Source organism: Micromonospora lupini, assembly GCF_026342015.1.
In the GTDB taxonomy this organism is placed as follows: domain Bacteria; phylum Actinomycetota; class Actinomycetes; order Mycobacteriales; family Micromonosporaceae; genus Micromonospora; species Micromonospora lupini_B.
This window is the reverse complement of record NZ_JAPENL010000002.1, coordinates 909,978-930,873: the sequence shown is the minus strand read 5'-3', so window position 1 is coordinate 930,873 and position 20,896 is coordinate 909,978. Positions and strand designations below refer to the sequence as shown.

Below are 20,896 nucleotides of genomic sequence, written 5' to 3'. Positions count from 1 at the left end.
CCGACCGTCGAGGAGTCGCATGAGCCCGCTCGTCGCGATCACCGGTAGCGCCCAGGCGGGCCGTACCTACTCGCCCGCCGTACGAGACCCGGAGGGCGCGGCTGCGGCGGCGGCCGAGTTGGGTGCGGCGCTCGCCACCCGGGGGTGCCGCATCGTCGTGTACTCCGGCGACCCCGAGTACCTGGAGCGGGACGTCGTGCGCGGCTACGTCCGCTCCGGCCGGGCGCAGCCCGGGTCGATCCTGGTCCGTGGCCGGTACCAGAAGGACGTGGGTTTCGAGGAGGCCCACCGGTACCCGGATCTGTTCACGGTCGTGCCCGAGTCGACCGAGGACTGGGAGGTCACCTTCTACCGGTCGTTGCTGAGTGTCGACGCGTTGCTGCTGGTGGGCGGCGGAAGCTCCACGTTCATCGCGGGGCTCATCGGTCTGTCCCGGCACATCCCGGTCGCGGCGGTGGCGGCGTTCGGCGGCGGCGCGGAGAGGGTCTGGCAGCGCCTCAGCGGTGAGCGCGGCGTCGCCACCGAGGAGGAGGTGGCCCTGCTGGCCCGCCCGTGGCAGCCGGGCGCCGCCGAGCCGATCGTCGCCGCGCTTGACGCCCAGGTGCAGCGCCGCGCCGAGCAGGAGCGTGCCGCCGGCGAGGCCGAGCGAGCCGCCGGCCGGCGTACGGTGGCGGGTCTGGTCACCGCGCTGGTCCTCCTGCTGCTCGCCCTCGCCACGATCCCGCTGGCGTACGCCGCGCCGGCCGGCGGATGGCAGAACGTCGCGGTTCTCGTGGCCGCCCCGCTGTTCGCCTCGGTGTGGGGCGCGATCGTGCGCAACGCGTACGACGGCAGTGGCAACTGGCTGCGGGCTGCGGCGTTGGGCTCGGCCGCCGGTGTCATCGCCTTCCTGCTGTTCGTCGCGGCGCAGATCTCCACCAACCCGGGCCTGCTCGACGGCGACGCGGCGCGGCAGTTGGTCTTCTTCGTCCTTGCCATCGGGTTCATCGGCGGGTTCACGTCCGAGGTCGTCTACGCCAAGCTGCGCGACCAGGACGTGACGCAGACGTCGGTCCTGCCGCCGGGCGGTCCGCAGTGAGCCGTGCCGTGGAGGAGTCCAACCGGGCGATGCTGCGTGCCCGCGACGCGATGGACCGGGCGTACGCCGACCCGCTGGACATCCCGGCGCTGGCCCGGATCGCGCACGTCTCCGAGGCGCACTTCATCCGGACGTTCCGGGCCACCTTCGGCGAGACGCCACACCGCTACCTGCAACGCCGTCGGGTGGAGCGGGCCATGGCGCTGCTGGTGGAGACCGGCCGGGACGTGACGGACATCTGTTACGCGGTCGGCTTCGGCAGCCTGGGCACGTTCAGCCGGACGTTCCGGCAGATCGTGGGGGAGTCGCCCTCGGATTTCCGGCGTCGCCGCGCCGCGCCGGCCAACGTGCCGTCCTGCTTCACCAAGGCGTGGACGCGTCCCAGCAGTTTTGGATAAGCAGCAGGTCAGGGCCACCCTCTACGGTCATGGCATGACGATGAACGCGATCAGCCGCTCCCAGCTCTACGTCCTCGACCAGGACGAGGCGCTGGACTTTTACGTGAACAAGCTCGGCATGGAGGTCAACACCGATCAGGATCTCGGCTTCATGCGCTGGTTGACCGTCAACCTGCCCGGCGACCCGGAGCGCGAGATCCTGCTGGAGACGCCGGGCCCGCCGGCGCTGGACCCGGCGACGGCCGAGCAGGTGCGGGAGTTGCTCGCCAAGGGCGCCCTCGGTGGGTACCTCTTCATGACCACCGAGGACGCCCGCAAGACCCACGAGGATCTGGTGGCGAAGGGCGTCGAGATCATCGACGAGCCGACCGAGCGCCCGTACGGGATCGACTTCGGCATCCGGGATCCGTTCGGCAACAAGATCCGCATCGGCCAGATGTTTCCCCGGGCGTAGCGTCAAGATCAAGAAACCGGAAGGCGCGGGCCAGTCCCGTGCCTTCCGGTGTGTTTGGGTGTACGGCATGCGGACGCGGTTGCTGTACCTGGCCCGGCACGGCGAGCAGGACCTCACCGGGCACGCCGACACGGACTCGACCGAGCCGGACACCGGCCTGTCCGATCGCGGCCGGCGGCAGGCCAGCCTGCTCGCCGAGCGCCTGCGGGGCTTGCCGTTCGCCGCCGTGCACCACGGGCCGCTGCGCAGGGCCGCGCAGACCGCCGAGGTGATCGCCGCGGCACTGCCCGGAGTTCCGGTGTACGCCACGGAGCTGGCAGGTGACCACCTCCCCCACGACACGGATCCGGCCGGCCTGCCGCCGGCGTACGCCGAGTTCCTGGCCGGATTCTCGACTGCCGAGCGGGCCGACGGGCCGCGAGTGACGGCGGCGGCGGTGCGGCGCTTCGCGGGTCCGGTGACCGCCGACGGGGGAGCGGCCGAGGGTGTGCCGGTTCGTGAGCTGGTGGTGACGCACACCTTCCTGATCGCCTGGCTGGTCCGGCACGCCCTCGACGCGCCGGAGCGGCGGTGGCTGGGTTCGAACCACCACAACGCGGGGTTGACCGTCATCCGGTACGGCCCGGCCGGGCCGCCGAACCTGATCACCGTCAACGACGTGGCGCACCTGCCGGCGGAGCTGCGCGGCACCGGCCTGCCCCCGGACTACCTGGTGTGAGCCGCCGGTCGGTCAGCCGGTGGCCCGCAGCAGCAGCTCGACGAGCGCACGGGTGACGGGCGGCGGCGCGGGATCGGCGGGGCAGTCGACGTACCCGGTCTCGACGGCACCGACGGTCAGGCGGTAGCTGAACGCGTCCGCGCAGCTCGTCGTGGTGGCCGTGCGGCGGGCCTCGGTGGTCAGCCGCCTGTCGGCCGCCAGGCCGCGGAGCCGGCCGAGATCGCCGGCGTCGAGTTTCCCGGTACGCCGGCCGCCGGCCCGGTCCACCACGGTCCATTGGCCGTCCGATTCGACTGTGACGTTGTCGCCGCGTCCGGCGAAACCGCCGGAGCGGAACAGTGTCACCCGCCCGGCCGCCGCGTCCGGGGCCCCGGGCACGACCGGCGCGGTGCCGCTCGGCGTCGGGGCGATCGGAGTGGTCGGGGTCGCGGTCGCCGGCTGCGGGGTGCCGGTGGCAGATGGTTGGTTCGCGGGGGTGTCGGCCCGGTCGGTGCCTGTGCAGCCGGCCAGGAGGGCGGCCAGGAGCGCGATCGTGGCGCCGGTCGTCGAGGCGGGTCTCATATCCGTCGGACGTGTCGTTGCCGGCGTTGGTTCCCTTGTCAAGGCCCTCATCCGTTCGGCCAGTCTCAATGTCTGGGAGCGGTCCAAGTCTTCTCTTTTCCTCAACGCATCGCTATATCTACATGCGTGACTACCCCCGTCACACTCTTTCTCCTTTCAGGAGGGCACGTGAAACGACCCCTCGCGGCCGTCAGCGCAGCGCTGCTCACCAGCGGCCTGTTGACCTGCGTCGCCACCACGGCGCACGCCGCCCCATCCACCGCTCCCGCGCCGGACGCCTCCGCCGCAGCCCGAGCGGCGGCCGTCCTGCGAACGAACCCCGGCGCCGTCCAGGGTTCGGGCCCCGAGTCCTACCAGGTGCGCAGCACCAAGGTGGACGCCACCGGCGCGGCGCACACCCGCTACACCCGGACCTACCAGGGGCTCCGCGTGTACGGCGGTGACTTCGTCATCCACACCGCGCCGAACGGCACGTACGCCGGCAGCTCGGTCGCACTCGCCGCGCCGCTGACCCTCGCCACCACCGCCAAGGTCACCGCGGGCGCGGCGAAGAAGGCCGCCACCGCCCGGTTCACCGGCAAGGCCGAGGCCGTGGGTGCCCCGGAACTGTTCGTCGACGCCAGCTCCGGTACGGGCCGGCTGGCCTGGGAGACGGTGGTCAGCGGCATGAGGCCCGACGGGCAGACGCCGTCGCGGCTGCACGTGATCACCGACGCCACCTCCGGCGCGACAGTCGGGTCGTTCGACGAGATCGAGTCGGTGGTCGGCAGCGGCCAGGGCATCTACACCGGCACGGTCAGCATCGACACGACGCTCTCCGGCAGCACCTACCAGATGATCGACCCGTCGCACGGCAACGGCCGTACCTGCGACATGAACAACGGCACGTCCAGCTGCACCACCTTCACCGACGCCGACAACGCGTGGGGCACCGGCGCCAACTCCAACCGGCAGTCCGCCGGCGTGGACGCTCACTTCGGCGCGGCGAAGACGTTCGACTACTTCAAGAACGTGCACGGTCGCAACGGCATCTTCGGCAACGGCAGCGGCGTGCCGAGCCGGGTGCACTACGGCAACAACTACGTCAACGCCTTCTGGGACGGCGCCCAGATGACCTACGGCGACGGCTCCGGCAACTCCCGCCCGCTGGTCTCGCTGGACGTGGCCGGGCACGAGATGAGCCACGGTGTCACCGAGGCGCTGGCCGGCCTGGTCTACTCCGGCGAGTCCGGCGGCCTCAACGAGGGCACGAGCGACATCTTCGGCAACATGATGGAGTTCTACGCCGCCGCGCCGAGCGACCCGGGTGACTACCAGGTGGGCGAGAAGATCAACATCAACGGCAACGGCACGCCGCTGCGCTACATGTACAACCCGTCGCTGGACGGCTCGTCCGACAGTTGCTGGTCCACAAGCACCAAGAACAAGGACGTGCACTACTCCTCAGGCGTCGCCAACCACTTCTACTTCAACCTCGCCGAGGGCACCGGCGCCACCGCGTACGGCACCTCACCGGTCTGCGGGTCCGCCCCGGCGGTCACCGGCATCGGCCGCTCCAAGGCGGAGAAGATCTGGTACCGGGCGCTGGACGTCTACTTCACCTCCAACACGTCGTACGTCAACACCAGCAACCCGGCGAACACCGCCCGCGCCTACAGCCTGCGGGCGGCCACCGACCTGTACGGCAGCTGCTCGACCGAGTACAAGGCCGTGCAGGCCGCCTGGACCGCGGTGAACGTGGCCGGCAACGACGCGCCCTGCTCCACCGGCAACGACTTCTCCGTGTCGCTGTCGCCGACCGCCGGCTCGGTGAACCCGGGCAGCGCGGTCTCCACCACCGTGTCGACCGCCACCACAAGCGGTACGGCGCAGACCGTGACGTTCTCCGCGTCCGGCCTGCCCAGCGGGGCGAGCGCCGCGTTCAGCCCCGCCTCGGTGACCTCGGGCGGCTCGTCCACCCTCACCATCAGCACCTCGGCGAGCACCCCGCCCGGCACCTACTCGGTCACCGTGAACGGCACGGGGTCGGTCACCCGTAGCGCCACCTACACGCTCACCGTGAACGGCAGCGGGGGCGGCTGCACCGCGCCGGGGCAGAAGCTGGCCAACCCGGGCTTCGAGTCCGGCGCGACCGGCTGGACGGCCAGCTCCGGCGTCATCACCACCGACAGTGGCCAGGCGGCCCACGGCGGGTCGTACAAGGCGTGGCTGAACGGGTACGGCAGCAGCCACACCGACACGCTCGCCCAGTCGGTGGCCCTCCCGGCGGGCTGCTCGTCGTACACGGTCAGTTTCTGGTTGCACATCGACTCGGCCGAGACCACCACCAGCGTCGCGTACGACACGCTGCGCGTGCAGGTGCTCAACTCGGGCGGGACGGTGCTGGCCACGCTGGCGACCTACTCGAACCTGAACAAGGCCACCGGCTACAGCCAGAAGTCGTTCTCCCTGGCCGGGTACGCCGGCCAGACCGTCACCCTGAAGTTCACGGGCGTCGAGGACTCCTCGTTGCAGACGTCCTTCGTGGTCGACGACACCGCGCTCAACGTCTCCTGACCTGACCTGACCTGACCTGACCTGACCAGGACCGGGCCCGGCAGCCCCCACACGGTGGCCGCCGGGTCCGTGCCGTTGGCTCTCTGGCAATCTTGGACAGTTTCCGTCATCTCCGGACGGAAACTGTCCAAGATTCGCTTTGGGCGGACGCGTGCGGCGAGGATGGGGTGGGTCTGTGGCGGGTGCGGAGTTGACTGTTGCGGTGGCCGGGCCGGTGGCGACAGTGGTCATCCACAACCCGGCGCGTCGCAACGCGATGACGGCGGCGATGTGGCGCCAGCTTCCCGAGCTGCTCGACCGGCTGGAGCCCGACCCCGACGTACGTGCCCTGGTGCTCACCGGCGCGGGCGACGCCTTCTGCGCCGGCGCCGACCTCGGCGACCTGGCCGAGCTGCTGGACGCCGGCGACGCCAGCATCGCCGTGGCCGCCGAGGAGCGGCTGGCCGGCTTCGCCAAGCCGACAGTCGCGGCGATCCGGGGCGCCTGCGTCGGGGGTGGCGCTCAGCTCGCCGTCGCCTGTGACCTGCGGATCGCCTCGGATGACGCCCGCTTCGGCGTACCCCCGGCTCGGCTCGGGCTGATCTACCCGGCGCCAACCACCCGCCGGTTGGCCCGGCTGGTCGGCCCGTCGGCGGCGAAGCACCTGCTGTTCACCGCCGAGCTGATCGACGCCGACCGCGCCCTGCGGATCGGCCTGGTCGACGAGGTGCTGCCGGGCGACCGGCTCGCCGCGCGGGTGGACGACCTCACGGCCACGATCGCGCAGCGGTCCGCGCTGAGCGTCGCCGCCGCCAAGGAGATCGTCGACGACCGGGCCGGCCCGGCGCGGATCGCCTGGTGGCACCGGAAGGTGAGGGACAGCGGCGAGGCCCGCGAGGGCGTGGCGGCCATGGCGGAGCGCCGGTCACCCCGGTTCGCCTGGCGGCCGCCTTCCGACAGCTGACGGCTGCGCCGCTGCTCGCTGCCGGCGCCGCACGCCTGCTCCGTCGGCGGCCACCAGACCACCGAGGGGCGGGGAGCGGGTCCAACCGGACCTGACCGGGCGGTAACCGCCGCCGCGAATGCATCCATTGCGAAACCTCGATCCCGGGTGGTGCCGGGACTGAGCGGTACGGCAGGCTGTCCGTCGTGCAGCGTGATCGGTTGCTTGCGGGTCGCTACCGGCTCCTGGAGCGCCTCGGCAGCGGCGGCATGTCCGCGGTCCACCGCGCGTACGACGAGGTGCTGGAACGGGACGTGGCGGTGAAGGTGCTCGTCGCCTCGGACACCAACGCCCGACAGCGGATCCGAGCCGAGGCCAAGGCGGCAGCCCGGTTGTCGCACCCGCACGTCACAAGCGTCTACGACTTCGGTGAGTCGACGGTCGACGGCGTCCAGGTCCCGTTCGTGGTGTTGGAACTGCTCAACGGCGTCACCCTCGAACAACGACTGGCCGCCGGGCCGCTGCCGCCCCGGGCCGGGCTGCGGGTCTGCGCGGAGGTGGCGGCGGCACTCGAAGCCGCACACGCCCAGGGATTGGTGCACCGCGACGTCAAGCCGAGCAACGTGATGCTTACCCCCACCGGCGCGAAGGTGCTCGACTTCGGCATCGCGGCCGCCGCCGGCGACCCGGAGATCGACTTTGAGGGGCGGCTACTCGGCACGCCTGCCTATCTCGCCCCGGAGCGGCTGGCGGCCGGCGAGGTACTGCCGGCCTGCGACCTGTACGCCCTCGGCCTGCTCCTGCACCGGACGCTCACCGGCCGGCTGCCCTGGGCCACCGAGACGCAGACCGGGATGCTCCGCGCCCACGTCCACGTCGAACCGGACCCGTTGCCCGAGATCGACGGGGTTCCGCCCGAGATCCACAGGCTCTACCGCTGGTGCCTGGCCCGCGATCCCGCCGACCGGCCCCCGGCCGCCGAGGCGGCCCGCATCCTGCTCGCCGCCGCCACCGGGCCGGTCACGGCGCGTGCCGCCACCGCTGCGGCCACGGCGCCTGCCGCCACCGGGCCGGTCACGGCGCCTGCCGCCACCGCTGCGGCCACGGCGCGTGCCGCCACCGGGCCGGCCACGGCTGGCGCAGCCGCCGCTCCGGTTGGGCTGGGTGAGCCGGTCCTGGACGCGAGCGCTGCCGCGCCTGACGTCGGCCGGCACCTCACGCCTGTGCCACCCAGCCCGTCCCCAACAAGCGTGGCCGAGGTCGACGACGCGTCGACCGAGCCGGGCGCCGGTGTGACCGCCGGCCCGACCGACGACCCGCGGCGACGGTCCCGGCGTCGGCACCTGGTGGTCCTGGCGGTCGGTGGCGCGGTGATCGCCGCGGTGGCGGTGGCCGGGTCGCTCGGTGACTACGCCACGCGGCAGCACGACGGGACCAACCCACGAACCGGAATCGGCACGGGTGGCACCACCACTGTGGGACTGCCGCAGACCGTCGCACAGCCCGAGCCGTCAGTCGACCAGCCGCCGGCCGGTCCGTCGGTCCGGACCACCCCGGCCGCCCCCCGGACAAGCCCATCGGCGGGTTCGGGCGGAAGGTCCACGTCGGCACCGACCCAGCCCGGGCCGAGGCCGACTCCCACCGATCCTCCCGTGATCACGGTGCAGGCCGTGGGCGGGACGGTCACCGTCCGCTGCCTCGGGGGATCGGCCGAACTGCTCACGGTGACGCCCGCGCCGGGCTATCGGGCGGCGCCCTACGACCCGGGCCCGGCGAAGCAGGTCCAGGTCGAGCTGACCTCGGCCGAGCACAGCAGCGAGATCCGTACGCACTGCGCGGGCGGTCGCCCGAAGCCGAAGGTCAAGGAACGCGGCGTCTGACCGGGGCCGGCGGGTGCCGCGCCGGGGCGTACCCCGACGCGGCCCCCCGTTCCCGCCGGCCGGTCGGTCACCGCCCGGCCAGCGACGCCCAGCCCGGGCTCACCGGCTCCCGGCGCAGCGGCATGCCCGCCTCCGCCGGGGTGCGGTCGCCCTTGCGCTGGTTGCAGCCGTAGCAGGCGGCGGTCGTGTTTCGCCAGGTGTTCCGGCCTCCCCGCGAGCGCGGCAGGATGTGGTCGATTGTCGATGCGGCTCCCCCGCAGTACGCGCAACAGCGCTCGTCGCGGCGCAGCACCCCGGCCCGCGACCAGGCCGGCCCGGAGTTGAACCGCCACCTGGTGACCACGTAGCGGACCAGTCGCACCACCCGGGGCAGCGGGAAGACACCGATCACCTGGTCGGGCTCCGCCTCGTGGATCTCGGCCACCCGGCGGCAGAGCATCCGGACGGCGTGCTGAACGGTGACCCGGTGCAACGGGCCGAGGTCGGCGTTGACGACGAGGACGGCGTCCACCGGGACTCCTTTCCAACTGGTGCCGGACAGCGAAGAGCCGCCCGGTCCGGCATTCGGACGGGGCGGCTCGGCGCGTACGGGTACGCGTCAGTCGGGCCGGCCCGCGCGGGGACCTTCCGCTCGCCAACCGTCGCCGGGCAGCGACGACGACGGCACGGTGGTGACGTGCGACGTCGTCATGATCTGCTCCCGCGGCGGTGGTTGACCTTGCGCGATCACGGTAGGTCGGCACGGGAGAGCGGGGCAACGTATTTCGATGGGCCGCCCGGCTCCTCGGGACGACGCTGACGCCGGGTCCGGGGTGCGCGGCGGGTCCGTGGAGCGCGCCGGGTCGGGGGAGGGACCCCCGCCGCGCGGCGGGCGTTGGTCAGCGGCCGGTCCAGGCGGAGGGCCATCCGTGCGGTGAGTTCGCTGTCCAGCAGCGGCCGGTTGACCTCGCCCGCGACCGCCAGCGCGGGACCGGAGACGGAACGCCAGATGGCGGCCAGCCCGGCGCCGAAACCGAGCAGGGCGACTGTGGCCCGGGTGGTAGGTGAACCGCCCGCGGCGGCGGCGCTCACCCCGACCACCGCGAAGAGCACCACCAGCAGGGGTACGAGCACCGGCCAGAAGATGCCCCGGGCGGCCTGGGCCACCAGTCGCCGGTCCCGGATGATCAGGTTCCGGGCGACCACCGCATAGTCCTCCTCGTCGAGCAGGTCGCGCGGGTGCAGGCCGCCGGTCAGTACGCCGCGCCAGAGGTCACCCTGGTTGCGCAGCTCGCGGCTCAGCTCGGCCGGCTCGGGTTCGGTCGGATCGCCCCGGCCGGCCCGTTCCACAGCGACCGCCCAGGCGGCCAGCGAGCGGCGTACCACAGCCGCCGAGTACGGCGGCAGCACGCTTGCCAACTCGTCAAGCCACCGGCTGATCTGGATCTGGCGGCCGTCGAAGCGCCGCAGCAGTTGGGCGGCGTCGCCGGGCCGGACCGTGTCGGCCAGGGATCGGCCCAGCCGGTAGGCCAACCCGACCCGGAGGTTGGTGGCCATCGCCCAGCGCAGCACGTCCACGTTGAGGTCGTCGAGGGCGAGCAGCAGCGGTTCGATGTCGGGGGTGTCAGACTGTTCCAGGTCGGGCAGCCGATCCAGGTCGGGCAGCCGGGTCCGGGCGGCGGAGGTGTCCGGCAGCGACCCGGTGTGCCGGGTGAGCGCCGAGATCTGGGCCAGCGCGACGTCCACGCCGTCGAGGTACATCCGCATCCGGCGCGGCGCCGACATCTCGGTCAGGTTGGAGAGCTTGGCCGGTGGGTGGGCCGGAACGGTCGGCCCGGGCTCGACGTGCTGCCCGTGGTGGTACGCGTCCGCCATCCACCAGCCCAGGCGCAGCGCGATGACGACGCAGGCGCGCTCGTCGCGGAGCAGCGGGTACGCGTCGTCCCGGGCGGTCTCGTCGGCCTGTCGTACGTCCGCCGGGCCGGCGCGGTGCAGTGGTGACATCGCTGCTGCCCTCCCGCCCGGCCGATCGACGGATGATCATTCGAGCGTACGGCAGCGTACCGTCGGTTATGTTGGTTTTTGTCGGTTTGGGGTGCCCCGCCCGGCCAGCAGGCCCCGGGGCCGGATCGAGCGCACCGGCTCGGCCGCGGCGCCCTCCGCGCGCAGGATGTGGTTCGCCGCGATGATCCCGGTGGCGGCGGAGCGTTCCATCAGGGCGCTCGGGAAGTCCGTGGCGATGCCGTCGCCGGCCAGATAGACACCGGGCGCCTCGGTGCGGACCCCCGGACGCCAGGCGTGGCTGCCCGGCGTGAACGCCGGCGCCTGCGCCTCCACCCGGGCGCGCAGCTCCCGGACCCGTAGGGCCGCCGCCTCCGGCCAGAGCGTTACCAGCTCACGGCGCATCCGCTCGGCCAGCTCGTCGGCCGGCACGCCGGGCTCACAGGCGTACGCGTGCAGCTCGACGACCGAACCACCGGTCTGTCGCGCCCAGCGACGTGACTCGTTCTCCAGCCGGTGGTAGAGCGTCACCGAGTCCAGAGTGGGCTGCCGCGACACCCCGCTGAACACGGCCCGGTCGGCCGCGACGTCCCCGTCGCACCAGTACCGCGCCACCGCGTACGGCGGGCCGGGCGTGCCGAAGCGGGGCATCCGCGCCGCCAGCTCCGGTGCCTGCCCGACCAGGTCGGGGGAGGCCGCCACCAGCGCGGCCAGGGCCGGCGGATCCACCGCGAGCACCACGTGGGCCGCCTGGTGGCTACCGCCGTCGGTGGTCGTCACCCGCCAACCCTCGCCGTCGCGGTGCACCCCCGTGGCGGCGCTGCTGGTGACCACCCGACCGCCGTGCTTCTCCACGTGCCTCGTCAGCGGCTGCCAGATCGCCGTCGCATAGTCCTCGTCGGGGCAGTCGAAGGCCAGCCCCTCCGGATTGCCGAGCAGGTAGAAGTGGAACTGGGCGACCATCTCGGCGGCCGACATCTCCGCCTCGTGGTTGAAGAACGAGTGCGAGAAGACCTCGAACAGCATCGCCCGCGCCCGGTCCGGCAGCCGCAGCGAGGCCAGCAGCTCGTCGGCGGTCGTGTCGTCCAACTCCGCGTAGGTGCGGACCGGGTCGTAGGTGAGCAGCGGCAACGCCGCGTCCCGGTCCATCGACCGCAGATCGGCCAGGCGCAGGCTCGGGCTGCGCAGCAGCAGCGCCAGCAGGTTCGCCGGCGGCGCGGGCGGCAGCTTGCCGAACTCCTCGGTCGGCCACTTGGCGCTGAGGATCGGGTAGCCCGGAATCGGCTTGAGAAAGCCCAGGTCGGGCTCGACGCGACGAAGGATGGACCGCCAGTTGTAGTACTGCCGGAAGAACGCGTGGAACCCGTGCTCGTTCTGCTGCTCGCCGTCGCCGAGCGCCTCGGGCCATGCGCCGAGCCGCCCGCCGAGCGTGGGCGCCGCCTCCAGCACCGTCACCGCCACGCCCCGCTCGGCCAGCACGACAGCCGCCGACATGCCGGCGATTCCGCCACCGACCACCACCGCCGCGACCGGTCCCGGCACGCGGTCGGCGCCACCTCCGCCCGGGTCCACCTGGTGCTGACGTACGCCGATGAGCCGACCCACCACACGCGACAGCGCCACGGGGACCTCCCTCTTCCGGGCCAGTCTCCCCTACGGCAGGCAGCGGCGCTCGCGGTCGGACGCGGGCCAGACGTACTCCAGGTCCTCCGGGACGTCGTCGCCGAAGATCGGTCGGTAGTGCGTCGGGTCCTTGCGCAGCAGCGACGAGCGGTGGCTCAGGTGCAGGTCGTCGCGGCCGAGCCAGGGCGGCAGGTCACCGGCCTGTGCCAGCTCGTCCTGGGTGCGTACGACGCCGGCCCCGCAGGCGGCGGCGAGGTCGACGGTAAGCGTGGTGGCGCAGGTGTCGGCCCGTCCCGGCTCGGTCCAGACGGCGCACATGTCCAGCCCGTAGCGGGTGAGCGCCTCCTCGTACCCGGCCCACATCTTCACCGCCGGATGGTTGCGCCACCCGTACCCGGGCCGGGTCAGGCCGCGCAGCACCTGGATGGCCTCCACCCGCTGCTTGCCCAGCCGCTTCTGGTCCAGCACACGCGCGCTGGCCAGAAAGTCCGGGTACGGCAGGAAGGTCTGCATCCCGGTGCTCTACCCGCCGCCCAGGTCGCCATGCCTGGCCGTGATGCCTGGTCGGGATGATCCGGGCGGGGTCGCCCAGTGTGGTCGTGCTGGTTACGATCCGGGCATGGCGGAGCCGTGGCGGGACCGGGCGCGACGGGCAGTCGAGTGGAACTGGCGGCTCCGCGCCGCAGGCGATCCGCGTCCGCACTACGTGATCTGCGGCCAGGACGCGCTCGCCTACTACGTGGTCCGCGCGATGCTCGAATCCGACCTTCCGACCGGCGGCGTCCGGGTGACGGTCGTGCTGCCGGAGCGCTACCGCCGCAACGGGCCGGACGTGGCCGGGCTGCGCGGGGTCCGCGTGGTCCGCTCGGAGCGCCTGGACGTGGCGACCTTCGAGGCCGCCGGGCTGGCCGGGGCGACCGGCCTGGCCCTGCTGCACCAGGACGACGTCGGCAACCTGCACGCCGCTCTCTGCGCCCAGGCCGTCGACCAGCGGGTCCGTCAGGTGCTGCGGATGTTCAACGGCACCCTCGCCGACGGCGTACGCAAGCTGCTCAAGGCGCCCGTCGAGGTGCTCTCCGACGCCGAGATGGCCGCGCCGGCGTTCGTGGCCGCCGCGCTCGGCGAGGTCGACCCCAGCTCCTTCCAACACCGGGACAAGACGTTGCGGGTGGCGCGGCGTGCCGACGTCCGACCGCAGGACGTGGTGTGCGCGCTGGCTCGCCCCGACTCGGAGCAGGGGATAGAGCTGCTGCCTGCCGAACAGGCCGGCGCCGACCTGGTGCTCGCCGAGGCGACAGGTCAACCGCCGGGCACGCAGGTCGCCGCCAGGCGTCTGGTCCGGGCGCGCCGCCGCCGACGTCCGGCCGCGGTACTGCTGCGGGCCGTACGCGGCTTCGCCACCCGCAAGATCGGCATTGCGGTGATGCTGGTGCTCGCGTTGATCGCGGTGCTCGGCGCGCTGATCTCCCGCGCCGAGGACGTCTCGCCGCTGGAGGCGCTCTATCTGACGCTTGTCACCACACTCAGCGGCGCCGACCCGGACACCGACAAGGCGGCCGACGCACAGATCATGCAGGTGGTGCTCAACCTGGCTGGGCTGGCGCTGATCCCGCTGATCACCGCGGTCGTCGTGGACGGCATCGTCAACGCCCGACTGGCCCTGCACACCGGCCGTCTGCAACCGGCCCGCGCCGGGCACGTGGTGGTGATCGGCCTGGGTAACGTCGGCACCCGGGTGATGGCGCAACTCCGCGAGTACGACGTCGAGGTCGTGGCGATCGACAAGGATCCGGAGCCGCGCGGGGCGACCCTGGCCCGCCAGTTGGACGTGCCGCTTGTCGTCGGCGACGCCGCCCTGCCCGAGACCCTGGCCGCCGCGTCGGTGGCCGACTGTCAGGCGCTTGTGGTGGCGTCCACCGACGACGTCGCCAACCTGGAGGCCGCGCTTGCCGCGCGCGACCTCCGCGACGACCTGCGGGTGGTGCTGCGGCTCTTCGACGGTGACTTCGCCGAACGGGTGGAGGAGACCTTCGCGCTCGGGGTGTCCCGATCGGTCTCCTACCTGGCCGCGCCGGCCTTCATCGGCGCCCTCACCGAACGCGCGGTGATCACCACGATTCCGGTCGACAGGCACGCGCTGCCGGTCGCCGAGGTGCCGGTCGCCGCCGGCTCCGAGCTGGACGGTCGACCCCTGGAGCTGGTCAACCGGGACGGGCAGGTCCGGCTGATCGCCCGGACCCCGGCCGGCGGCGCGAAGACGATCTGGTGGAAGGACCTCGACCCACGGCAGGTGATCTTCGCCGGGGACCGGCTCACAGTTGTCGCCCGCCGGCGCGGCCTGGACTGGCTGACCAGGCAGTGCGCCCCGCCCGCCCCGGGCAGGGTCCCCATGCCATCGGGTCACCTCGATCCGATGCCCCGGGGCGTGCCCACCCCGTCCGGCGCCGGCTCGGCTGGTCTCGCCGTCGGCGGGGAGTCGTCCACGCCAGCGGTGCTTCCGGGGACGCCGCCGACGCCCACCGATCAGGAGATCGCCGCCTCGGCCCCCGGCGCGGCCCATCCGGTGCCGACCTCGCCGACGCCGGGCGACGACGCTCCGGTGCCTCCGGCCCGAGGCGCGGGGGCCGAGCCGACAGCGGCGGACGACGACTCGACAGGTGCTCCCCAGGTACGTGGTTGATCACGGGCCAGCCGATCAGCGGCTTCGTGTGGTCGTTGCCGCTGAGTGACAATCAGTGCCATGCGTTTCCGCGTCCTGGGGCCCACCCAGGTGCTGCTGGCCGACGGGCGTGAGATCGCCGTGGGCGGTCCACGGCTGCGCGCGCTGCTGGCGCTCCTGCTGCTCGACGCGGGCCGGGTGGTGTCCGCCGAGCGCCTGATCGACGGCCTGTACGGCGAGCACCCGCCACGGGGCGCCGCCAACGCGCTCCAGTCCCTGGTGTCGCGCCTGCGTCAGGCGCTGCCCGCCGAGCACACGCCTGTCGAGTTCCACCCGGCCGGCTACCGCCTCGCCGTGGATCCCGAGGACGTCGACGCGTACCGGTTCGAGCGGCTCGCCGAGGCGGGGCGTCGCGCGCTCGCCGGCGCTGACTGGCCCCGCGCGTCGACCGTGTTGCACGAGGCGCTGGAGCTGTGGCGTGGTCCCGCCCTGGCCGACGTCATCGACGTGGCAGGCGTACCCGCTCGGGCGGCCCGGCTGGACGAGCTGCGGCTGGCCGCCACCGAGGATCGGATCGAGGCGGAGCTGGCGCTGGGCGGGCACGCGGAACTGGTTGCGGAGCTGCGGCAACTGGTCGTGGCGCATCCGCTTCGGGAGCGCCCGCGAGGCCACCTCATGCGCGCACTGTCCGCGCAGGGCAGGACGGCCGAGGCGCTGGCCGAGTTCGAGGACGCTCGGCGCAGCCTGGCCGAGCAGCTCGGGGTCGACCCGTCGGCGGCGCTGGCCGCGATTCACCTGGCCGTGCTGCGTGGCGACGAGAGCGCCGCCGCGCCCCGCGGCGGAGGCAGCTCCGCCGTGCCCCCGACGACCGAGCAGGCGCTGCCGAGCCAGCTCACCACCTTCGTCGGGCGGGAGGAGGAGCTCACGCGCGTACGCGCGTTGCTCGGCGAGCGCAGGCTTGTCACCCTCACCGGCCCAGGGGGAGCGGGCAAGACCCGGTTGGCCATCGAGGCGGCAGGCTGCTCGGACGGCGAGGTCTGTCTGGTCGAGCTGGCCGGGCTGGCCGACGGGTCGGACGTACCGCAGGCGGTACTGAGCGCGCTCGGTCTGCGTGACGCGGGCCTGCGGGCCCCGGCCGAGCCGGGCCGGCAGACCACCGACCGACTGGTCGAGGCGCTTGCCGCGCGGCGGTTGCTGCTCGTGCTCGACAACTGCGAGCACGTCATCGCCGACGCGGCCCGGCTCGCCGCACGACTGCTGGGCGCGTGCCCGGCGCTGCGGGTGCTCGCCACGAGTCGCGAGCCGCTCGGGCTGGCCGGCGAGGCGTTGTGTCAGTTGTCCGGGCTCACCCTGCCGCCACCGGACGCGTCGACGGAGGAGGCCGACGAGTACGCGGCGGTAAGCCTCTTCGTCCAACGGGCCGTCGACGTCGCACCCGACTTCACCGTCACGCCGGCCAACGTCGACGTGGTGCTGCGGATCTGCCGTACCCTCGACGGCTTGCCGTTGGCGATCGAGCTGGCCGCCGCGCGGCTGCGGGCGTTGCCCGTCGCCGAGGTGGCCGCCCGTCTCGACGACCGGTTCCGATTGCTGTCCATGGGCAGCCGGGCCGCGTCGCCCCGACACCGCACGCTCCGGGCCGTGGTCGAGTGGAGCTGGGACCTGCTCGACGATGCCGAGCGCACACTGGCCCGCCGGCTCACCGTCTTCGCGGGCGGCGCGACGCTGGCGGCCGCCGGGCGGGTCTCCGGCCTGTCCAGCGGCGAGTTCGTCGACGCGCTCAGTGGTCTGGCCGACAAGTCCTTCGTGGAGCTGACCGGCGGCCGTTACCGGATGCTGGAGACGGTGCGTGCCTTCTGCGCGGAGCGTCTCGCCGAGGCCGGCGAGGCCGACGAACTGCGCCGCGCGCACACCGCGTACTTCCTGGAGTTCGCCTGGACCGCGAGCGACCACCTCCGGCAGGCCGAACAGTTGCACTGGTTGCGACGGCTCGACGCCGAGCGGGACAACCTGCACGCCGCGCTGCGCCGTGCCACCGCGGCCGGCGACGCGTCCGACGCGGCCGGGCTGGTCGCGGCCCTGTCCTTCTACTGGTGGCTGCGGGGCATGCGCGGGGAGGCGGCTCGGCTGGCCGCGGGCGTGCTCGACCTGCTGGGGGACGAAGCGCCGCCGGGGCTGAGCGAGGAGTTCGTGCTCTGCGTCTACAACACCTCACTTGCCGGCGCCGGCCACCTGCCGTCGCTCGGCACGCAGCGGTCGGTGATCCGCAGCCTCGACCGGCCACCTCGACAACCGTTCCTGCTGTACCTGTCGGGGATCTCGACGGGGCCGCCGTCCGGCGGGGCCGAGCACGTCGAGGAGCTGATGCGGGAGCTGCGGCAACTGGTCGGCCCGGACGCCTGGATCAACGCGCTCGGCGCGATGGGTAGCGGCTCGGCGCTGATGTGGAGTAGTCAGTGGGACCGGGCCAGGACCGCGCTGGTCGCCGCGCTCGACGGCTTCCGGAGCACGGGGGACCGGTGGGGCTGCATGATCACGCTCGGTGCGCTCGGTGAGCTGGCTGCCCGGGAGGGTGACCCGGCGACGGCGGGCGCCCACATGGACGAGGCCATGGGGCTGGCCGAGGCGCTCGAGTCGGCGGTCGACCAGGCCGACATGCTGCGGACCAGGGGCGAGATCCGGCTGCGGGCCGGTGACCTCACCGGGGCGCGGGACGACTTCGCCGGTGCGCTGCACCTGGCGCAGCGCAGCGGCGCACCCGAGTTCGTGGCCAGTGCCCGCCTCGGCCTCGCCCAGGTGGCCCGGCTGCGCGGCGACCTCGTCGCGGCGCGACGCTTCTGCGAGGAGGCGTTGGTGGGTGGGCTCACCGGCTGGTACGTCGGCGAGGCGACGCGTTCGGAGATCATCCTGGTCCTCGAAGAGATCACCGAGGCGGAGCGGGCCGGAGCCGTGAGCCGGTCCGGTGCGCCGCCGTCAGCGGGCGGTGCGTGACCGGTCAGCGCCCGACCGCACCCTTGCGGCATGACGACATTCGACGTGACAGCCGAAGGACTGGGCAAGCGGTACGGCCCCACCAGGGCACTTGACGCCTTCGACCTGACCGTACCGAGCGGCACGGTGCACGGACTGCTGGGGCCGAACGGGGCCGGGAAGACGACTGCCGTACGGATCCTCACCACGCTGCTGCGCTTCGACGCCGGCCAAGCCACCGTGGCCGGGTTCGACGTGCGGCGTCAGCCGGACGAGGTGCGGGGCCGAATCGCGTTGACCGGCCAGTACGCGGCGGTCGACGAAACCCTCAGTGGGCGGCAGAACCTGGAGTTGTTCGGCAGGCTGTTCCGTCTGAGCCGACGGGCGGCCCGCCAACGCGCCGACGAACTGCTGGAACGGTTCGGGCTCGACGAGGCGGCGAGTCGGTCGGCAGGCGAGTACTCGGGTGGGATGCGCCGCCGGCTGGACCTCGCGGCCAGCCTGATCCGTACACCGCGGGTCCTCTTCCTCGACGAGCCGACCACCGGCCTGGACCCGCGTAGCCGCAACCAGGTGTGGGACCTGGTCCGTGGCCTGGTCGCGGACGGGACCACAGTCCTCCTCACCACCCAGTACCTGGAGGAGGCCGATCAACTCGCCGACCGGATCTCGGTGATCGACGCCGGTCGGGTGGTGGCCGAGGGCTCGCCGGACGAGCTGAAGGCGATGACCGGCGGCGACCGGATCGAGGTGGTGGTGCGCGACGCGGCCGACCTGACCCGGGCTGCCCGCATCGTCGCGTCGATCTGTGCCGCGCAGCCGGAGCGCGATCCGGAGGTGCGGCGGCTCAGCGTGGCGGTGGCCGACCGGGTCGCCGGGCTTGTCGACGTGGTGCGGGCGTTGGACGACGCCGAGATCGCGGTGGAGGACATCGGCCTGCGACGCGCGACGTTGGACGAGGCGTTCCTGCATCTGACCGGGCACCGACCGGACGAGGCCCGCGAGCCCGTCGGCGTTGGAGGAAAGGCGGACGTGGCATGACGACTGCGGTGGCCGACGGCTGGACGATGACCCGGCGGAACATGATCCACGTGATCCGCGCACCGGAGGAGCTGATCCTCTACTTCTCGCTGCCGATCATGTTCGTGCTGGTCTTCGGGTACGTCTTCGGCAGCGGTATGCAGGTGTCGGGTGGGGGAAACTACCGCGAGTTCCTGCTGCCCGGGGTCTTCGTGATGACGATGCTGTACGGCCTCGGCGCCACCGCGACAGGCGTGGCGCTGGATCTCAGCCGGGGTGTCGTCGACCGGTTCCGCTCGATGCCGATGGCACGATCCGCCCTGATGACCGGTCGTAGTGCCGCCGACCTGCTCCGCGCCCTGCTGGAGATGTCCACCCTGCTGGTCTGCGGACTGCTCGTCGGCTGGCAGTGGCGGCAGGGTGTCGGCAAGGCGCTGCTCGCCGTCGGGCTCCTGCTGCTGCTCCGGATCGCGATCACCTGGGTCGGGATCTACCTGGCGCTGTTGGTCCGCAACCCGGACACGGTCGGTGTGATCGTCTTCCCGGCGGCGTTCCCGTTCACCGCGATCTCCAACGTCTTCGTCTCGCCCGAGCTGATGCCCTCGGTCATCGGCACGATCTCGGAGTGGAACCCGTTGTCGGCCACCGTCGCCGCGATCCGTGAACTGTTCGGCAACCCCGGTCTGGGTGGCGAGTCCTGGCCGGCACAACACGCGATGCTGTTGGCTGTGGTGTGGCCGGTGCTGCTGATCGCGACGTTCGCGCCGTTGGCGGTGCGCCGCTACCGGCGGCTGAGTCGCTGAACACCTCGCCGCCGGTGGCCTACTCGGGTCACCGGCGGGCGGTGCGCAGCGCGTACCAGGCGACGCCCGCGGCGAGCACGCCGAACCCGGCGAGGACGCTGCTGAGCGGCAGGTTGACCGCGAGCAGCAGGCAGCCGACCAGTCCCAGGCCGGCGAGCACCTGCACCGGTAGTTTCCGCTCCCGCTCCCGGCCCAGCGTGAGCGCCGCCGCGTTGGTGATCGCGTAGTAGACCAGCACCGTGCAGCTGGAGAAGCCGATCGCGTCGCGGACGTCACCGAGCAGCACCACCACGATCACCACGGCGGCGACTGCCAGCTCGGCGCGGTGCGGCACCTGGCGCACCTGGTGCACGGCGGCCAGCGCGCCGGGGAGGTCGCGGCGACGGGCCATCGCGAGGGTGGTCCGGCCGACCCCGGCGACGAGGGACAGCAGCACCCCGACGACGGCGATCGTGGCCCCGGCGCGGACCACCCAGGCCAGGTCGGGCAGCCCGGCGACGGTCACCACGTCGACCAGGGGCGCTGCGGAACCGGCCAGCCGGTCGGCGCCGAGCACGCCGAGCGTGATCACGGCCAGCACCAGGTAGATCGCGAGCACCACCCCGAGGGCCAGCGGCACCGCGCGGGGAATGGTCCGCTGCGGGTCGCGGACCTCCTCGCCGAGCGTGGCGATCCGCGCGTACCCGGCGAACGCGAAGAACAGCAGCCCGGCGGCCGTGAGGACACCCCGGGCGGAGCCACCGGGGTCGCCGAGCCGATCCAGGTGCACAGGCCCGCCCACCACGCCGACGACCGCGACCAGGGCCAGCACCGCGAGCACCAGCGCCACAAGCAGTTTCGTGACGGTAGCGGTCTTGCCGATGCCCCGCAGGTTCACAGCTGTCACCCCGAGCACCGCGCCGGCGGCGACCAGCCGGGCCTGCCCCGGCCACAGGTACGCCCCGATTGTCAACGCCATCGCCGCGCAGCTCGCCGTCTTGCCGACCACGAAACCCCAGCCGGCCACGAAGCCGGCCAGCGGTCCGAGGCGTTCCCGGCCGTAGACGTAGGTGCCGCCGGATTCCGGGTAGCGGGCCGCCAGCCGGGCCGAGCTTGTCGCGTTGCAGAAGGCTACGACACCGGCAAGCACCAGCGCGGGCAGCAGTCCGGCGCCGCCGGCCGCCGCTGCGGCCGGGCCGAACACCACGAAGACGCCCGCGCCGAGCATCGAACCCAACCCGATGACAACCGCATCGGGTACGCCGAGCCGCCGCGCCAGCCGATCCACGAACCGA

The 20,896-nt window shown here is 72.9% G+C and carries 17 protein-coding genes; 11 read left to right on the top strand and 6 right to left on the bottom strand.

Annotation, left to right across the window (positions count from 1 at the left end):
* The first annotated feature begins 19 nt into the window (after positions 1-19).
* From OOJ91_RS19200 to OOJ91_RS19185, 4 genes are all read left to right on the top strand, one after another.
* Positions 20-1,078, top strand: coding sequence for a hypothetical protein (locus tag OOJ91_RS19200; protein WP_266246768.1), 1,059 nt, complete (start codon positions 20-22; stop codon positions 1,076-1,078).
* Positions 1,075-1,476 (top strand): helix-turn-helix domain-containing protein, encoded by a 402-nt coding sequence (locus OOJ91_RS19195; protein ID WP_266246766.1) that lies wholly within the window; start codon positions 1,075-1,077, stop codon positions 1,474-1,476. The genes OOJ91_RS19200 and OOJ91_RS19195 overlap by 4 nt, the downstream gene beginning before the upstream one ends.
* A gap of 34 nt (positions 1,477-1,510) precedes the next feature.
* On the top strand, positions 1,511-1,930 hold the full coding sequence (locus tag OOJ91_RS19190; protein WP_266246765.1) for a VOC family protein: 420 nt from the start codon (positions 1,511-1,513) through the stop codon (positions 1,928-1,930).
* Between the two features lie 67 nt (positions 1,931-1,997).
* Complete coding sequence (locus OOJ91_RS19185; protein ID WP_266246764.1) at positions 1,998-2,648, top strand: histidine phosphatase family protein; 651 nt, start codon at positions 1,998-2,000, stop codon at positions 2,646-2,648.
* 12 nt (positions 2,649-2,660) lie between these two features.
* Here the strand turns inward: OOJ91_RS19185 and OOJ91_RS19180 are convergent, their stop codons facing one another.
* Complete coding sequence (locus tag OOJ91_RS19180; RefSeq protein WP_266246763.1) at positions 2,661-3,209, bottom strand: protealysin inhibitor emfourin; 549 nt, start codon at positions 3,207-3,209, stop codon at positions 2,661-2,663.
* Positions 3,210-3,377: 168 nt separating this feature from the next.
* Between OOJ91_RS19180 and OOJ91_RS19175 the strand changes: the two genes are divergently transcribed.
* From OOJ91_RS19175 to OOJ91_RS19165, 3 genes are all read left to right on the top strand, one after another.
* Positions 3,378-5,765 (top strand): M4 family metallopeptidase, encoded by a 2,388-nt coding sequence (locus OOJ91_RS19175; protein WP_266246762.1) that lies wholly within the window; start codon positions 3,378-3,380, stop codon positions 5,763-5,765.
* A 175-nt stretch (positions 5,766-5,940) separates the two neighbouring features.
* Positions 5,941-6,708, top strand: a complete 768-nt coding sequence (locus OOJ91_RS19170; protein ID WP_266246761.1) for an enoyl-CoA hydratase/isomerase family protein — start codon at positions 5,941-5,943, stop codon at positions 6,706-6,708.
* A gap of 185 nt (positions 6,709-6,893) precedes the next feature.
* Positions 6,894-8,567 (top strand): serine/threonine-protein kinase, encoded by a 1,674-nt coding sequence (locus OOJ91_RS19165; RefSeq protein ID WP_266246760.1) that lies wholly within the window; start codon positions 6,894-6,896, stop codon positions 8,565-8,567.
* A gap of 67 nt (positions 8,568-8,634) precedes the next feature.
* Here OOJ91_RS19165 and OOJ91_RS19160 read toward each other — a convergent pair whose 3' ends face one another.
* The 4 genes from OOJ91_RS19160 to OOJ91_RS19145 form a co-directional block, all read right to left on the bottom strand.
* Positions 8,635-9,078: an HNH endonuclease gene (locus OOJ91_RS19160; RefSeq protein ID WP_266246758.1), complete on the bottom strand. Its 444-nt coding sequence runs from the start codon at positions 9,076-9,078 to the stop codon at positions 8,635-8,637.
* A gap of 215 nt (positions 9,079-9,293) precedes the next feature.
* Positions 9,294-10,550 carry a hypothetical protein gene (locus OOJ91_RS19155; protein WP_266246757.1) on the bottom strand — a complete coding sequence of 419 codons (1,257 nt, stop codon included), beginning with the start codon at positions 10,548-10,550 and terminating at the stop codon, positions 9,294-9,296.
* A gap of 66 nt (positions 10,551-10,616) precedes the next feature.
* Positions 10,617-12,170 (bottom strand): FAD-dependent oxidoreductase, encoded by a 1,554-nt coding sequence (locus OOJ91_RS19150; protein WP_266246755.1) that lies wholly within the window; start codon positions 12,168-12,170, stop codon positions 10,617-10,619.
* 30 nt (positions 12,171-12,200) lie between these two features.
* Entirely contained in the window at positions 12,201-12,683 is a 483-nt protein-coding gene (locus OOJ91_RS19145; protein WP_266246753.1) for an MSMEG_6728 family protein, read from the bottom strand.
* 106 nt (positions 12,684-12,789) lie between these two features.
* Here OOJ91_RS19145 and OOJ91_RS19140 point away from each other — a divergent pair, with 106 nt between their 5' ends.
* Genes OOJ91_RS19140 through OOJ91_RS19125 form a run of 4 tightly spaced genes read left to right on the top strand, consistent with a single transcriptional unit; the run spans position 12,790 to position 19,622 of the window.
* Positions 12,790-14,850: an NAD-binding protein gene (locus OOJ91_RS19140; RefSeq protein ID WP_266246751.1), complete on the top strand. Its 2,061-nt coding sequence runs from the start codon at positions 12,790-12,792 to the stop codon at positions 14,848-14,850.
* A gap of 60 nt (positions 14,851-14,910) precedes the next feature.
* Entirely contained in the window at positions 14,911-17,820 is a 2,910-nt protein-coding gene (locus OOJ91_RS19135; RefSeq protein WP_266246749.1) for a BTAD domain-containing putative transcriptional regulator, read from the top strand.
* A gap of 30 nt (positions 17,821-17,850) precedes the next feature.
* Positions 17,851-18,840 carry an ATP-binding cassette domain-containing protein gene (locus tag OOJ91_RS19130; RefSeq protein WP_266246747.1) on the top strand — a complete coding sequence of 330 codons (990 nt, stop codon included), beginning with the start codon at positions 17,851-17,853 and terminating at the stop codon, positions 18,838-18,840.
* Positions 18,837-19,622 carry an ABC transporter permease gene (locus OOJ91_RS19125; protein WP_266246746.1) on the top strand — a complete coding sequence of 262 codons (786 nt, stop codon included), beginning with the start codon at positions 18,837-18,839 and terminating at the stop codon, positions 19,620-19,622. The genes OOJ91_RS19130 and OOJ91_RS19125 overlap by 4 nt, the downstream gene beginning before the upstream one ends.
* Positions 19,623-19,650: 28 nt before the next feature.
* Here the strand turns inward: OOJ91_RS19125 and OOJ91_RS19120 are convergent, their stop codons facing one another.
* On the bottom strand, positions 19,651-20,889 hold the full coding sequence (locus OOJ91_RS19120; RefSeq protein ID WP_266246744.1) for an APC family permease: 1,239 nt from the start codon (positions 20,887-20,889) through the stop codon (positions 19,651-19,653).
* Between the last annotated feature and the right edge of the window lie 7 nt (positions 20,890-20,896).